Source organism: Actinoplanes sp. NPDC048796, from assembly GCF_040650035.1.
In the GTDB taxonomy this organism is placed as follows: Bacteria; Actinomycetota; Actinomycetes; order Mycobacteriales; family Micromonosporaceae; genus Actinoplanes.
In genome coordinates this window covers 271,477-284,020 of record NZ_JBEZGO010000001.1, presented here as the reverse complement: position 1 = coordinate 284,020, position 12,544 = coordinate 271,477, and the positions used below count along the sequence as shown (strand labels likewise).

Annotated in this window: 15 protein-coding genes and 1 pseudogene; 11 read left to right on the top strand and 5 right to left on the bottom strand. The window is 72.7% G+C overall.

What is annotated here, in order from left to right; genetic code table 11:
* Positions 1–32: 32 nt before the first annotated feature.
* Positions 33–1,226 carry a glycosyltransferase gene (locus tag AB0C26_RS01420; protein WP_360239689.1) on the top strand — a complete coding sequence of 398 codons (1,194 nt, stop codon included), beginning with the start codon at positions 33–35 and terminating at the stop codon, positions 1,224–1,226.
* Between the two features lie 8 nt (positions 1,227–1,234).
* On the opposite strand, the gene AB0C26_RS01415 is transcribed toward AB0C26_RS01420, so the two are convergent.
* Entirely contained in the window at positions 1,235–1,687 is a 453-nt protein-coding gene (locus tag AB0C26_RS01415; RefSeq protein WP_360239686.1) for a class I SAM-dependent methyltransferase, read from the bottom strand.
* A gap of 80 nt (positions 1,688–1,767) precedes the next feature.
* On the opposite strand from AB0C26_RS01415, the gene AB0C26_RS01410 reads away from it, so the two are divergent.
* The 3 genes from AB0C26_RS01410 to AB0C26_RS01400 all read left to right on the top strand — a co-directional run bounded on the left by AB0C26_RS01410 (position 1,768) and on the right by AB0C26_RS01400 (position 4,174).
* Positions 1,768–2,013 carry a TetR-like C-terminal domain-containing protein gene (locus AB0C26_RS01410; protein ID WP_360239683.1) on the top strand — a complete coding sequence of 82 codons (246 nt, stop codon included), beginning with the start codon at positions 1,768–1,770 and terminating at the stop codon, positions 2,011–2,013.
* A gap of 111 nt (positions 2,014–2,124) precedes the next feature.
* Positions 2,125–3,486, top strand: a complete 1,362-nt coding sequence (locus AB0C26_RS01405) for a histidine kinase (protein ID WP_360239680.1) — start codon at positions 2,125–2,127, stop codon at positions 3,484–3,486.
* 7 nt (positions 3,487–3,493) lie between these two features.
* The gene (locus tag AB0C26_RS01400) at positions 3,494–4,174 is read left to right on the top strand and encodes a response regulator transcription factor (RefSeq protein WP_360239677.1); all 681 of its coding nucleotides are present in this window, start codon (positions 3,494–3,496) and stop codon (positions 4,172–4,174) included.
* 63 nt (positions 4,175–4,237) lie between these two features.
* Here the strand turns inward: AB0C26_RS01400 and AB0C26_RS01395 are convergent.
* Positions 4,238–4,453: pseudogene (locus AB0C26_RS01395) on the bottom strand (phosphatase PAP2 family protein); the annotation flags it as partial.
* Here AB0C26_RS01395 and AB0C26_RS01390 point away from each other — a divergent pair.
* The 6 genes from AB0C26_RS01390 (at position 4,362) to AB0C26_RS01365 (ending at position 9,546) form a co-directional block, all read left to right on the top strand.
* Positions 4,362–4,718, top strand: coding sequence for a hypothetical protein (locus AB0C26_RS01390; protein WP_360243667.1), 357 nt, complete (start codon positions 4,362–4,364; stop codon positions 4,716–4,718). The pseudogene AB0C26_RS01395 and the gene AB0C26_RS01390 overlap by 92 nt on opposite strands.
* A gap of 252 nt (positions 4,719–4,970) precedes the next feature.
* The gene (locus AB0C26_RS01385) at positions 4,971–5,870 is read left to right on the top strand and encodes an ABC transporter ATP-binding protein (RefSeq protein WP_360239674.1); all 900 of its coding nucleotides are present in this window, start codon (positions 4,971–4,973) and stop codon (positions 5,868–5,870) included.
* 5 nt (positions 5,871–5,875) lie between these two features.
* Positions 5,876–6,616, top strand: coding sequence for an ABC transporter permease (locus AB0C26_RS01380; RefSeq protein WP_360239671.1), 741 nt, complete (start codon positions 5,876–5,878; stop codon positions 6,614–6,616).
* A gap of 20 nt (positions 6,617–6,636) precedes the next feature.
* On the top strand, positions 6,637–7,878 hold the full coding sequence (locus tag AB0C26_RS01375; protein WP_360239668.1) for a sensor histidine kinase: 1,242 nt from the start codon (positions 6,637–6,639) through the stop codon (positions 7,876–7,878).
* Positions 7,875–8,492: a response regulator transcription factor gene (locus AB0C26_RS01370; RefSeq protein ID WP_360239665.1), complete on the top strand. Its 618-nt coding sequence runs from the start codon at positions 7,875–7,877 to the stop codon at positions 8,490–8,492. The genes AB0C26_RS01375 and AB0C26_RS01370 overlap by 4 nt, the downstream gene beginning before the upstream one ends.
* 100 nt (positions 8,493–8,592) lie before the next feature.
* Positions 8,593–9,546, top strand: coding sequence for a sulfite exporter TauE/SafE family protein (locus AB0C26_RS01365; protein ID WP_360239662.1), 954 nt, complete (start codon positions 8,593–8,595; stop codon positions 9,544–9,546).
* A 3-nt stretch (positions 9,547–9,549) separates the two neighbouring features.
* Here AB0C26_RS01365 and AB0C26_RS01360 read toward each other — a convergent pair whose 3' ends face one another.
* Both AB0C26_RS01360 and AB0C26_RS01355 read right to left on the bottom strand, forming a co-directional pair.
* Positions 9,550–9,942: a VOC family protein gene (locus AB0C26_RS01360; RefSeq protein WP_360239659.1), complete on the bottom strand. Its 393-nt coding sequence runs from the start codon at positions 9,940–9,942 to the stop codon at positions 9,550–9,552.
* The gene (locus AB0C26_RS01355) at positions 9,935–10,846 is read right to left on the bottom strand and encodes a helix-turn-helix domain-containing protein (protein ID WP_360239656.1); all 912 of its coding nucleotides are present in this window, start codon (positions 10,844–10,846) and stop codon (positions 9,935–9,937) included. The genes AB0C26_RS01360 and AB0C26_RS01355 overlap by 8 nt, the downstream gene beginning before the upstream one ends.
* A 25-nt stretch (positions 10,847–10,871) precedes the next feature.
* Here AB0C26_RS01355 and AB0C26_RS01350 point away from each other — a divergent pair, with 25 nt between their 5' ends.
* Positions 10,872–11,948, top strand: a complete 1,077-nt coding sequence (locus AB0C26_RS01350; protein ID WP_360239653.1) for an FAD-dependent monooxygenase — start codon at positions 10,872–10,874, stop codon at positions 11,946–11,948.
* 44 nt (positions 11,949–11,992) lie between these two features.
* Here the strand turns inward: AB0C26_RS01350 and AB0C26_RS01345 are convergent, their stop codons facing one another.
* Entirely contained in the window at positions 11,993–12,496 is a 504-nt protein-coding gene (locus AB0C26_RS01345) for a hypothetical protein (protein WP_360239650.1), read from the bottom strand.
* Positions 12,497–12,544 lie beyond the last annotated feature (48 nt).

The following is a 12,544-nucleotide window of genomic DNA, read 5'->3' as shown; positions in this document are numbered from 1 at the left end:
CCGGCGAACACCTGCCCGACCGGAGGGACCACGTGCGCATCGCCATGATCTCTGAGCACGCCAGCCCCCTGGGTGATGGCGGCCAGCACACCCACGTCGCCGACCTCTCCACGGCTCTCGCCGAGATCGGTCACGAGGTCCGCGTCTACACCCGTCGCGACTCACCGGACGTCGCCGACGTGGTGACCACGCCGGGCGGCATCCACGTCGTCCACATCCCCGCCGGGCCCGCCCAGACGGTGCCCCCCGACCTCCTCCTTCCGCACATGGGCGAGTTCGCCCGCCTGCTCGAGCACGAGTGGCGTACCGGCGACTGGCACCCCGACGTCGCTCACGCCCACTTCTGGACCAGCGGCCTGGCCGCGATCACCGCCGCCCGCCAGTTCGGCATCCCGGTGGTGCAGTCGTTCCACGAGCTCGGCCTGCCCTCGCTCAGCGGCGGCGCCGACCGGCCCTCGCGCAGCGGATACGAGCGCGCCCTGGGCCGCGCCGTCGACCGTGTCGTCGCGCAGTCCCAGGACGAGGTCAGCGGCCTGGTCCGGATCGGTGTGCCCCGGGCCCGGCTGACCGTCGTGCCGGCCGGCGTCGACAGCATCCGGTTCAGCCCCGACGGCCCGTCGGCCGAACGCGACCCCGAGCGGCTCCGCATCCTCTCGGTCGGCAAGCTCGTCGAGCGTAAGGGCCTGGGCGACGTCATCCAGGCCATGCGGTACGTGCCCGGGGCCGAGGTGGTCGTCGTCGGCGGCCCGCCGGCCGAGGAGCTCAGGGCCGATCCGGGCGCCGCGAAATTGCGCGCGCTGGCCGACCGGTTGCAGGTCGGCGACCGGTTGAAGCTGGTCGGGCGGGTGCCGGCCCGCGACATGCCACACTGGTACCGCTCGGCCGATCTGCTGGTGGCGGCGCCCTGGCAGGAGCAGTTCGAGCCGGCCGCCCTGGAGGCCATGGCCTGCGGCGTCCCGGTGATCGGCACGACGGTGGGTGGCCTGACCGAGACCGTGGTCGACGGCCTCACCGGCGATCTGGTGCCGCCGCGCGACCCACGCGCCCTCGGCGGCGCCCTGCGCCGCCTGGTGAACGACAAGGTCCGCCGCTTCGCGTACGGCACGGCGGCCCTGGACCGTGCCCGTCAGGCGTACTCCTGGAAGCGCGTCGCCGCACAGATCGGCTCGGTCTACTCCGCCGTCACCGGCCTGCGCCGCGGCAGCAACACGGAGGCCATGGTCTGAGCGGCCGATCAGCGGCCCGTCCAGCAGCTGATCTCCATGCCGTCCTCGACCGGGAAGTCGACGCTCACGTAACCGTGGCCGGGGTCGCGGACGTAGGCGACATAGTCGCTCGTCGACGCGAACGTGGAGTCGTCGCCGATGACGAGGGCGCCCGGTGCGAGCCGGTCCTCGAGCAGGCGCAGGACGGGCAGGCACATGTCCTTCCAGCCGTCGAGCAGGGCCAGGCCGATCGGGCCGCTGACCGTGCCGAGGGTGGCCGGCGCGTCGCCCTCGAGCACGGTCACGAGGTCGCCGAGCCCGGCCGCCTCGATGGTGGAGCGGGCCGCCTCGACCTTGGTCCTGCTGAGCTCGGTCGTGACGACGTGCCCGATCCCGTTGTCGCGCACGGCGGCGGCGAGGTGGAGCGTCGAGATTCCGTACGAGGTGCCGAACTCGGCCACCGTCCGCTCCAGGACCGACATCTTGATCGACGCGTTCGCCGCCGACAGCGCTCAGGAACTCACGCTGCCGGACACCGGCGCCTTGCGCTCCGCGGGCCGAGGTGCTGCCACGACTGCGCGCCCGCGACCGAGTGCCGTTCGACCGGGCGGCGGCCCGGGGCGAGCTGCCCGCCGGCGCCGACATCGACCTGCTCGTCGACCAGACGGTGGGGCCGATCCACTTCCGGGTGCTCGTGACCGGCGAACCCGTGACCCCCGCATTGCTGGACGCCCTGGTCACCACAGCGAGCCAGAGACACCCCCAGGCGCCGCCGATCCAGGAGAAGCCGAGCGCGGCCACCGCCTAGAGACGTCGTTGGGGCCTACCCGCATGGTCACCCCGCCTGCCACTCCCGGTCCGGCGCTGGGGGCGGAGCCGGGGCAGCCGGGGTGGGCGTCCAGCCCGTACCGTCGCCTTGGTGAAGCGGGTGACGATCGTGGCCGCCGTTGTGTTCGCCGGTCTCAGCATGGTGAGTGGGTGGTGGGTGCCGGCCACCGTGGTCGCCGCGTTTCTGGCCGGGCGGCGGCCGGGGCGGACCGGGCCGGCGGTGCTCGGGCTGGTGGCGGTGCTCGCGGGTGGCGTGCTGGTGTTGTCGGTCGTGCCGGGCTGGCTGTCGCTGGCCGGGCGGTTTCTGACCGTGTTCGTCGCCGCCACGATGACGCCGTGGTTCGCGGGACGGTTCTGGCGTCAGTATCAGGATCTCGCCCGGGCCGGCTGGGAGCGGGCCGAGCAGGCGCAGCGCGAGCAGCGGCTGGTCGCCGACCAGGCGCGGCTGCGGGAGCGGGCGCGGATCGCCCAGGACATGCACGATCTGCTCGGCCACGACCTCAATCTGATCGCGCTGTCCGCCGGCGCGCTGAAGCTCGCGCCGGGACTCGGGGAGGACCATCGCCGGGCGGCGGCGGACCTCAGGGCCCGCGCCGGGGACGCGGTGGAACGCCTCGGCCAGGTGGTCGGCGTCCTGCGCGACCGGGACGACAGTGCCCCCATGGACGTCGACGGCCCCGGCCTCGCGGCGCTGACGGACGCGGCGCGCGCCTCGGGACTGGCGGTGGACCTGCGGGTCGACGGCACGGCGGGTGAGCTGCCGCCGATGGCCGAGCGGGCCCTGCACCGGGTCGCGCGGGAAGCCCTGACCAATGTGGCCAAGCACGCCCCCGGGGCGCCGGCGACCGTCTCGGTGACGCACACGGCGGACGAGACGACGATCGTGGTCGAGAACGGGCCGCCGAGCGCCCGGCCGCGGCCCGGCGCCGGCGGCAGCGGACTGGCCGGCCTCGACGAGCGGGTGCGGCTGGCCGGCGGCACCTTCGAGTACGGCCCGCGGGACGGGGGCTTCGCCGTCACCGCCCGGATTCCGCACACCCCGGGGCCGCCGCCCGTGATTCCCCAGGCCGACCAGGCGCTGCCCGAGGAACATCGCCGTGCCCGGCGGCGGGTGGGCCGGTCGCTGGTCGTCGCGGTCATGGTGCCGCTGGTCCTCGGCGGGCTGCTGAGCGGGGCCCTGGCCGGCTGGGAGACCCTGTCGGCGGCACAGTCGGTTCTGGACCCGGGCGACTACGCCCGTCTGCGCGTCGGGCAGGATCGCTCCGAGGTGGAGCGTGTCCTGCCGCGCCGGCAGACGCGTTACCGGCCGGTGACCGCCGAGCCCGCCGGGGAGGGACTGACGTGCCAGTACTACGCAGTGACGGCCGACCGCTTCGACGACCGCTCGGGAGACGTCTACCGGCTCTGCTTCCGCGACGGTGTGCTGGCGTCGCGGGACACGGTCACTCCGTGAGCCGCCGATGATCCGGGTGGTGATCGCCGACGACGAGCCGATGATCCGGGCCGGGCTGCGCGCGGTTCTCACCACCTCCCCGGACATCGACGTCGTGGGGGAGGCCGGCGACGGGCGCGAGGCCGTCGAACTGGCGCGGCGGCACCGGCCCGCGGTGGCCGTCCTCGACGTCCGGATGCCCGGCCTGAACGGCATCGACGCGATGGCCGAGCTCCGCCGGGCCGTGCCGGACACCCGGGTGATCATTCTGACCACGTTCGGGGAGGACGACTACATCATGCGGGCGCTCGGCGGCGGCGCCGCCGGTTTCCTGGTCAAGTCGGGCGAGCCGGAAGAACTGATCTTGGGGGTACGGGCCGTGGCCGACGGCGCCGCGTACCTGTCACCGAAGGTCGCCGCCCGCGTCGTCGCGCACCTCGCCGCCACGGGCGCGGACACCCTGGCCGCGCGGCACGCGGCCGCCCGGGACCGGGTCGGCGCCCTCAGCCCCCGGGAACGGGAGGTGCTGGCCTTCCTCGGCGGCGGACTGTCCAACGGGCAGATAGCCCGCCGGATGAGCGTGGTCGAGGGAACTGTCAAAGCGCATGTGAGCTCCATCCTGGCCGCCCTCGGTGTGGACAACCGGGCCGCCGCCGCGGTGGTCGCCCACGAAGCGGGGGTCGCGGTTCCACCGTCGCAGCGGCAGTAACAGCAGCAGGGCGGTCGCCACCGTGGCGCCGCCGAGCAGGGCGCCGGCCAGTACGTCGTGGGGGTAGTGGACCCCGACCAGCACCCGCAGCACCACGGCCGCCCCGGCCAGCGACAGGGTGAGCGGCGCCAGGCGCGGCCACAGCACCGCCAGCCCGACGGCCAGTCCGGCGGCCAGGGTGGCGTGGTTGCTCGGGAACGACCAGTCCCCGCTCGCGGGGCACTCGGCGATCGTCTCGGCCGCCGTCCGCAGCGCCCGGCACGGCCGCTCCTCGTCCACCACGAGCTTGACCGCTTCGCTGACCCCGTACGCCGCCACCGTGCCGGCTCCGGTCAGCACGGTCCCGGCGACCCGGCGGACGTCCCGGCGGCGCAACGCCGTCCACCACATCACGGCCAGCAGCGCGCCGAGAATCACCAGGGTGCCGTCGGTCGCCGCCGCCAGCACCGGGCCGATCCAGGACGGTGCGCCCGCCATCGCCTCGACGACCGCTCGGTATCCGGACGCCGAGGCTCCGCCGGTGACCCGTATCGGCTCGGCCTGACCCCACCCACCTGGCGAAAGCCAGGCGATCGCGGCCGCCGCCGACACCAGGACGCCGGCCGCGGCCGGCCACTGTGTTCCTCGTTTCATGGGTGTCGACCGTAGGAGCGCAGCCGGCCGGAAACCCGAGCCGAACGACAAGGTCCACCCCCGACGATCGTCGGGGTTGACACCGGCATCCACCAACTGGTGGATGCCGGCTCTCGCTCGCCGGTCGATTCGGGGAGACGGGCCGGACCGCGATTCTCTAGGCATGACAGTCATCGAGGTCCAGAACCTGCGAAAGGCGTACGGGGACACCGTCGCGGTGCGGGACGTCTCGTTCGCGGTCGAGCGGGGCGAGATCTTCGGCATTCTCGGCCCCAACGGCGCCGGCAAGACCACCACGGTCGAGTGCGTCAGCGGCCTGCGCACGGCCGACGGCGGCGTGATCAGCGTGCTCGGCCGGCCGCCGGCCGACACCGCGCTGCGCCGCCTGGTCGGCGTGCAGCTGCAGGAGAGCCAGCTGCCCGACAAGCTCAGCGGCCGGGAGGCGCTCGAGCTGTTCAGCTCCTTCTATCCCGGCCCGGCCGACTGGCAGGCGCTCGCCCGCGACCTCGACGTCCCGCTGACCACCCGCTACGCCAAGATGTCGGGCGGGCAGAAGCAGCGGTTGTCGATCGCGCTGGCGCTTATCGGCAATCCGGAGATCGCCATTCTGGACGAGCTCACCACCGGGCTCGATCCGCAGGCTCGTCGCGACACGTGGGGTCTGATCGAGGCCGTCCGTGCTCAGGGGGTGACGATCCTGCTGGTCACGCACTTCATGGAGGAGGCCGAGCGGCTCTGCGACCGGCTGGCGGTGATCGACCGCGGCACTGTCGTCGCGCTCGACACGCCGGCCGGGCTGATCGCCGGCACCACCACCGAGCAGCGGATCCGCTTCCGCCCGTCGGCGCCGGTCGACGTGGCGCTGCTCGAGGCGCGCCCGGAGGTGCGCCAGGTGCTCCGGCACGGCTCGCAGCTCGAGGTCGCCGGCACCGGCAACCTGCTGCACGCGGTCACCTCGGTGCTCGCGGCCAACGACATCATCGCCAACGACCTGCGCATCGAGCAGGCCAGCCTGGACGACGCGTTCGTCCAGCTGACCGGCCGGTCCGACACCGGGGAGTGACCACCGTGAACGTGTTCGCCAAGCTGACCCTGACCGAGCTGCGGCTGTTCCTGCGGGAGCCGATGTCCGCCTTCTTCGTCATCATCTTCCCGACCGTGCTCGTGGTCATCCTCGGCTGCATCCCGGCGTTCCGGGAGCCGCAGGACAGCCTGGACGGCGGCCGGGTGATCGACCTCTACGTCGGCATCGCGGTGGTGCTGACCTTGGCCATGGTGGCCGTCCAGATCGCGCCGGCCGTGCTGGCGACGTACCGGGAACGCGGCGTGCTGCGCCGGTTCGCCACCACCCCGGTGTCGCCGCTGAAGCTGCTCGGCGCGCAGCTCGTGACGAACCTGCTGTGCGCGGTCGTCGCCACCGCGCTCGTGCTGGCGGTGGGCCGGATCGCCTTCGACGTGCCGCTGGCCTCGCAGTTCGCCGGTTTCGTGCTGACCTTCCTGCTCAGCGCGGCCGGGGTGCTGGCGATCGGCCTGGTCATCGCCGCTCTGGTGCCGTCCGGCAAGGCCGGCAATTCGGTGGGTACGCTGCTGTTCTTCCCGCTGATGTTCTTCGCCGGGCTGTGGACGCCGCGCGAGGTGATGCCGGAGGCGCTGCGTACCGTCGCCGACTTCACGCCGCTGGGCGCGGCCGAGCGGGCGCTCAACGACACCATGACGGGACATTGGCCGGCGGCCGTCTCGGTTACGGTTCTCCTCGGGTACGTGGTGGTGTTCGGGTTCCTCGCGGTCCGCTGGTTCCGCTGGTCCTGAAGGGATTGACGGTGACGGTCATGGCAGTGGGCGGGAAGTCCGATCGGCTGATCACGGTGGTGCCGTACATAGCCCTGGTCTGCTCGATCGGCCTGATCGCGCTGGGCGATCTGGCCGGTGTGCCGCACCAGCCGTGGCCGATCATCGGAGGCGCGCTCGCCGTGACCGCGGCCTGGCTGTTCTGGTGGGTCACGATGCACCCGGAGTGGGAGCAGCATCGCGGCAAGATGGCCGTCTTCTTCGGCGGCCTGATCGTGCTGATCTTCTTCCTCGTCTGGTGCAGCCCGCTGTTCGGCTTCTTCGCGTGGACCGGCTACCTGTTCACCGCGTACGCCTTGCGGAGCCGGTGGATGGTCACGGGTGGCGTGTTCGTCGCCATCCCCGCCGGCCTGTCCCAGGCGGGCGGCTTCTACGTGCTCGACCAGAAATCGGCCTGGCCGGTCATCGCGGTCCTGCTGATCATCAACATCGGTGTCTCGGGCACCATGATCAGGCTGACCGCGCGGGCCGACGAGCGGGCCGCCCAGCAGATTCAGGAGATCGACGAGCTGGCCGAGGCGAACGCCAAGCTGGCCGCCGCACTCAAGGAGAACGAGAGCCTGCACGCCCAGCTCATGGTGCAGGCTCGCGAGGCCGGCAAGCTCGACGAGCGGCAGCGGATGGCCGGCGAGATCCACGATGTGCTGGCCCAGGGCCTGACCGGCATCGTGACCCAGCTCGAGGCGGCCGGCTCGCCCGGCGGCGACCGCGACCGGCATCTCGAGGCGGCGAAGAAGCTGGCCCGCGACAGCCTCACCGAGGCCCGCCGTTCGGTGCACGCGCTGCGGCCGCGCACGCTCGACGCGGCCGCGCTGCCCGAGGCGATCGGCGAGGTGATGACCAGCTGGTCGCGGCTCAGCGGGGTCGGGGCCGATCTGGTCACCACGGGCACCGCCCGGCCGCTGCTGCCCGAGATCGAGGCGACCCTTCTGCGTACGGCGCAGGAGGCCCTGGCCAACGTCGCCCGGCACGCGTCGGCCGAACGGGTGACGCTCACGCTGTCCTACATGGAGGATGTGGTCACCCTGGACGTGCACGACGACGGCGCCGGCTTCGACCCGGCGGCCCCCCGGGCCGGCGGCGAGAAGGGCGGATACGGCCTGGTCGCGATGAAGGAGAGGCTGCGCCGCATCGCCGGCACGCTCGAGGTGGAGTCGGAGCCGGGCGGCGGCACGGCGGTGTCGGCCTGCGTGCCGGCCCTGTTCGCGGGGGCCGGCGCGTGATCGGGCTGCTCATCGTCGACGACCACCCGGTCGTCCGGGACGGCCTGCGCGGCATGTTCGCCGGCGACGGCCGCTTCGCGGTGCTGGGCGAGGCCGGCGACGGCCGGGAAGCGCTCGCGGTGGCCGGCTCGGTCGACCCGGACGTGGTCCTGCTCGACCTGCGGATGCCGGTCATGGACGGGGTCAGTACGATCCGCGCGCTCGCCGGGCAGGGGTCGCGGGCGCGTGTCCTGGTGCTCACGACGTACGACACCGACAGCGACGTTCTTCCGGCGATCAAGGCGGGGGCGACCGGCTACCTGTTGAAGGACACGCCGCGCGAGGAGCTGTTCCGGGCGGTCGTGGCGGCGCACCGGGGCGAGTCGGTCCTGTCGCCGGCGGTGGCCGGCCGTCTCATGGGGACGCTGCGCTCGCCGGCCAAGGAGCCGCTGAGCCAGCGCGAGGTCGAGGTCCTGAAGCTCATTTCCCGGGGGCATTCCAACCGCGAGGCGGCCAAGCTGCTGCACATCAGCGAGGCCACCGTGAAGACACACCTTCTGCACGCCTATGCCAAGCTCGGGGTACGGGACCGGGCCGCCGCCGTGGCCGCCGCGTTCGAGCGCGGGCTGTTGTAGTCCCGACTACTGGGAGAACTTGCCACGAACACTCTCCGTTTCCTATTCTCACCAAACCAACTTGCTATGTGGGATATCTAGGGAAACGGTGGTCAGGGACATGCGCAAGCTGTTGCTCCTCGCCCTGGTCGGCCTGGGCGCCCAGTTGGTCGACGGGAGCCTGGGCATGGCCTACGGCGTCACGTCGACCACGCTGCTGCTCGCGATCGGCACCAGCCCGGCCGCCGCCTCGGCCACCGTGCACCTCGCCGAGATCGGCACCACCCTGGTGTCCGGGGTGTCGCACTGGAAGTTCGGCAACGTCGACTGGAAGGTCGTCCTCAAGATCGGCGTACCCGGCGCGATCGGGGCGTTCGCGGGCGCGACCTTCCTGTCGAACCTGTCGACCGAGACCGCGGCCCCGCTGATGTCGATCATCCTGCTGGCGCTGGGCCTGTACGTCTTCATCCGCTTCACCACGCAGGGCCTGCCCAAGGACCGCCTCGGCAAGCCGCTGCGCAAGCGCTTCCTGGCTCCGCTCGGCCTCGTCGCCGGCTTCGTCGACTCCACCGGTGGCGGCGGCTGGGGCCCGGTCGGCACGCCCGCCATCCTGGCCAGCGGCCGGCTCGAGCCGCGCAAGACGATCGGTTCCATCGACACCAGCGAGTTCCTGGTGGCGGTGGCGGCCAGCCTCGGCTTCATCGTCGGCATCGGCAACGAGAACATCAACTACACCTGGGTGCTGGCCCTGCTCATCGGCGGCGTCATCGCCGCGCCGATCGCCGCCTGGCTCGTCCGGCACATCCCGCCGCGCGTGCTCGGCTCGCTGGTCGGCGGCCTGATCATCCTCACCAACACCCGCACCCTGCTGCGCAGCGACTGGATCGACGCCCCCGACGGCGTCCGCTACACGTTCTACGCCGTGATCTACGCGGTCTGGGCGGCGGCGATCGCCTACTCGGTCGCGCAGTACCGCAAGCACCGCACCGAGGACGAGGCCATCATCGCCGAGGCCGAGGCCATCGTCGCCACCGACGACCGCCCCGACGAGAAGGCCCCCGCCCCCGCCGCCTGACCTTCAGGCCGGTGTCCCTCGGTAGGTGCCGAACTGCCACAGGTTGCCCTCGGGGTCGCGGGCCGCGAAGTCACGCGAGCCGTAGTCGGTGTCGTACGGCGCCCGGAGAATGTCGGCGCCGGCCCGGACCGCCCGCTCGTGCAGGGCGTCGATGTCGTCGGCCACCACGTAGCAGCCGAACGTTCCGGGCTGGAGCTTCCAGAGGCCGCCGTCCTTGACGTCGCCGAGCATGATGCCGCCGCCGAGCGGCCAGGCCAGCTCGGCGTGGGCCACGCCGGTGTCGTCGCCGTGCACGACGGTCTCGGTGAAGCCGAACGCGTCGACGAGGAAACGGATCAGGACGCGGGCGTCGGTGGCCACCAGCGTCGGCCACACCTGAGGGCGAGGTTCAGTCATACCGCTCATGGTGCGCGTCCGCGCCGGCCATGGCTTGGACAAAACCGAACTCGTCGGCCAGCCAGGTCCCCGGCGCGCATCCGGCGAGCGCGTGGAACTCCCGGACGAAATGGGACTGATCGAAGAACCCGAAGCCGCCGGCGACATCGGCGATCCGGGCGCCCGGCCGCAGCGCCCGGCGGGCCCGGTCGAACCGCGCCACGCGCGCGGCCTCCTTCGGCCGGAGCCCGACCTCGGCCCGGAAACGCGCGGTCAGATGGCGCCCGCTCCAGCCCACCTCCGCCGCGACCGCGGCGACACTCACGCTTCCCGTCATGAGGCGTTCCCAGGCGTACGCCACCTCAGGCGCCCCGGATTTGGGAAAGCCGCCGTGAGCTGGTGCTTCGGGATCGTTGAGGGCGCCGCCGGCTGCCCAGCCGATCCGCACGGGGCGGTCGAGAGCCCGGCACAGCGCCTGGTCGACCACCGCGAACCGCTCGGGCCACGCCGCCGCCGCGTACAGTCGCTCGCGGATCTCGGCGATCGGGGCGTGGCCGAGAAGAGACGACGCCGGTAGATCCAGACCGGACAATTCGCCCGCCGGCACTCCGAGCAGCGCCCGGCATCCCAGCGGCCGCAGAGCCACCTGCACCCCCGACTGCCGCCCCTCGTGACTGATGATCGCCGGCCCCAGGTGAAGCCCGCCGATCAGCGCGTCGTAACTGCCGCCCCGCTGCCGCGGATCCGGATGAGCGTCGACGATCAGCGGCTCGTCCATCGTGAAGATCAGCGTCAGGTACGGCGACGGCAGTCCCCGATGCCGCCCGGGCGCGACGCCGCGCTGCCGATAGCCCGAATAGAACGCGACATGCGGCCGCAGCCGAGCGGATGGCCGGCCGGTCGCATACTCATCGACGACGGACACGGGTCGAGCATGACACGATGCGACCATGCCGAACGCCACAGTCATCGGAGCCGGAGTGGGTGGCCTGGCCGCCGCCGTGGCCCTGGCCCGCCGGGGCTGGACGGTCACCGTCCTGGAACGCGCGGCCGGCCTGGAGAACGTCGGCGCCGGTCTGGCCGTCGCCCCCAACGGCCTGCGCGCCCTCGACGTCCTGGGCCTCGGGGAGCGGGTGCGCGCCCTGGCCGCCCTGCAGGGCACGGCCGGCATCCAGCGCCCCGACGGCACCTGGATCACCCGTACCGACGCGGCGGCCGCCGAGGCCCGTTTCGGTCTTCCCACGATCGTCATCCACCGGGCCACCCTGATCCAGCTCCTCGCCGACGCCGCGACGGCCCATGGCGTCACGCTCAACCTGAACACGCCGGCCGAGGACGCCGAGGTGCCGGGAGATCTCGTGGTCGCGGCCGACGGGCTTCATTCGGCCGTACGGCGAAAGCTGTTCCCCGAAGCACCCGGCCCCGCCTACACCGGTGTGACGAGCTGGCGTTTCGTGGTGCCGAGGCCACCCGGCGAGCTGAAGCTCTCGGAAACCTGGGGCGACGGCGCCGTGGTCGGCGTGGTCAACCTGGGTGACGACCTCGTGTACTGCTACGCGACGGCCCTCGCCCCACCCGGCGAGAAGGCCGGCGACGAGCGCGCCGAGCTCCGGCGCCGGTTCGGCGCCTGGCATCAGCCCATCCCGTCCCTGATGTCCGCCGCCACCGAGATCATCCGCACCGACATCCGCTGCCTGGACATCCCGCTGCCGCAGTTCCACAAAGGACGGGTGGCGCTGCTGGGCGACGCCGCCCACGCCATGACCCCCAACCTGGGCCAGGGCGCCTGCCAGGCCCTGGAGGACGCGGTGACCCTGGCCGCCCACGCCGGCGACCTGCCCGGATACTCGAAACAGCGAGCATCCCGTACGGCCACCGTCGCCGCGGCCTCCCGCCGCATCGGCCGCCTCGCCGCCCTGCGCGGCCCCGCGGCCGCCCTGCGCAACGCGGGCATGACTATCGCCGGCCGCCTGGGTCCCAACCTGGTCCTGCGCCAGATGGATCCCATCTTCAGCTGGCGCCCGTAGGCGCGGATCGTGGCCGTCCCGGACGGCCACGATCCGCTCCGGCGCTAGTCGGCCAGGGCCTTGGCCAGGTCGTCGCGGAAGGCGCGCTCGTTGTCGGTGACGGTTTCGGCGCCGATGCCGAGGACGCCACCGGTGGAGGCGGCGCCGACGACGCTCTCGGCGATCTCGACGAGCCAGTGCTTGTAGGTCTCGGCGTCGGCCTGGTCGGCCTTGACCGTCAGCAGCGCGTTCGCCTCGGCGGCGCGGCCCAGCACGTCCTCGGCGTAGGCGATCGGGTCGCCGGGCTCGATGACCGGGGGCTCCTCGCCCAGGTCGGGGTCGCCGACCCGGGAGACGATCGCGCCGGCCACGGCGGCCACGAGCGGGCTGGCCGACGCCCGGGCGTCGGAGATGACGTCGAGCCCGGCGGCGCTCTCCTGCCGGGTCTTGCGGGTGCTGTCCGGCGAGGCGGCGCTCGCCGCGGTGAGCACCGACTGGGGAAGGCCGACCAGCAGCCCCCACTCGGGGTCGGTGAAGCCCAGCTTCGAGTACAGCGGCTCGTCACTCACAGGTGAAATCCTCACATCCAGCGGTCAGTTGGCCGCTGCACTTATACC

Bases quoted from the DNA above. Each gene is read 5' to 3' on its own strand.
- AB0C26_RS01415 (WP_360239686.1), bottom strand. From the start codon at position 1,687: ATGTCGGTCCTGGAGCGGACGGTGGCCGAGTTCGGCACCTCGTACGGA.
- AB0C26_RS01400 (WP_360239677.1), top strand. From the start codon at position 3,494: ATGATCCGGGTGGTGATCGCCGACGACGAGCCGATGATCCGGGCCGGG.
- AB0C26_RS01385 (WP_360239674.1), top strand. From the start codon at position 4,971: ATGACAGTCATCGAGGTCCAGAACCTGCGAAAGGCGTACGGGGACACC.
- AB0C26_RS01375 (WP_360239668.1), top strand. From the start codon at position 6,637: ATGGCAGTGGGCGGGAAGTCCGATCGGCTGATCACGGTGGTGCCGTAC.
- AB0C26_RS01365 (WP_360239662.1), top strand. From the start codon at position 8,593: ATGCGCAAGCTGTTGCTCCTCGCCCTGGTCGGCCTGGGCGCCCAGTTG.
- AB0C26_RS01360 (WP_360239659.1), bottom strand. From the start codon at position 9,942: ATGACTGAACCTCGCCCTCAGGTGTGGCCGACGCTGGTGGCCACCGAC.
- AB0C26_RS01350 (WP_360239653.1), top strand. From the start codon at position 10,872: ATGCCGAACGCCACAGTCATCGGAGCCGGAGTGGGTGGCCTGGCCGCC.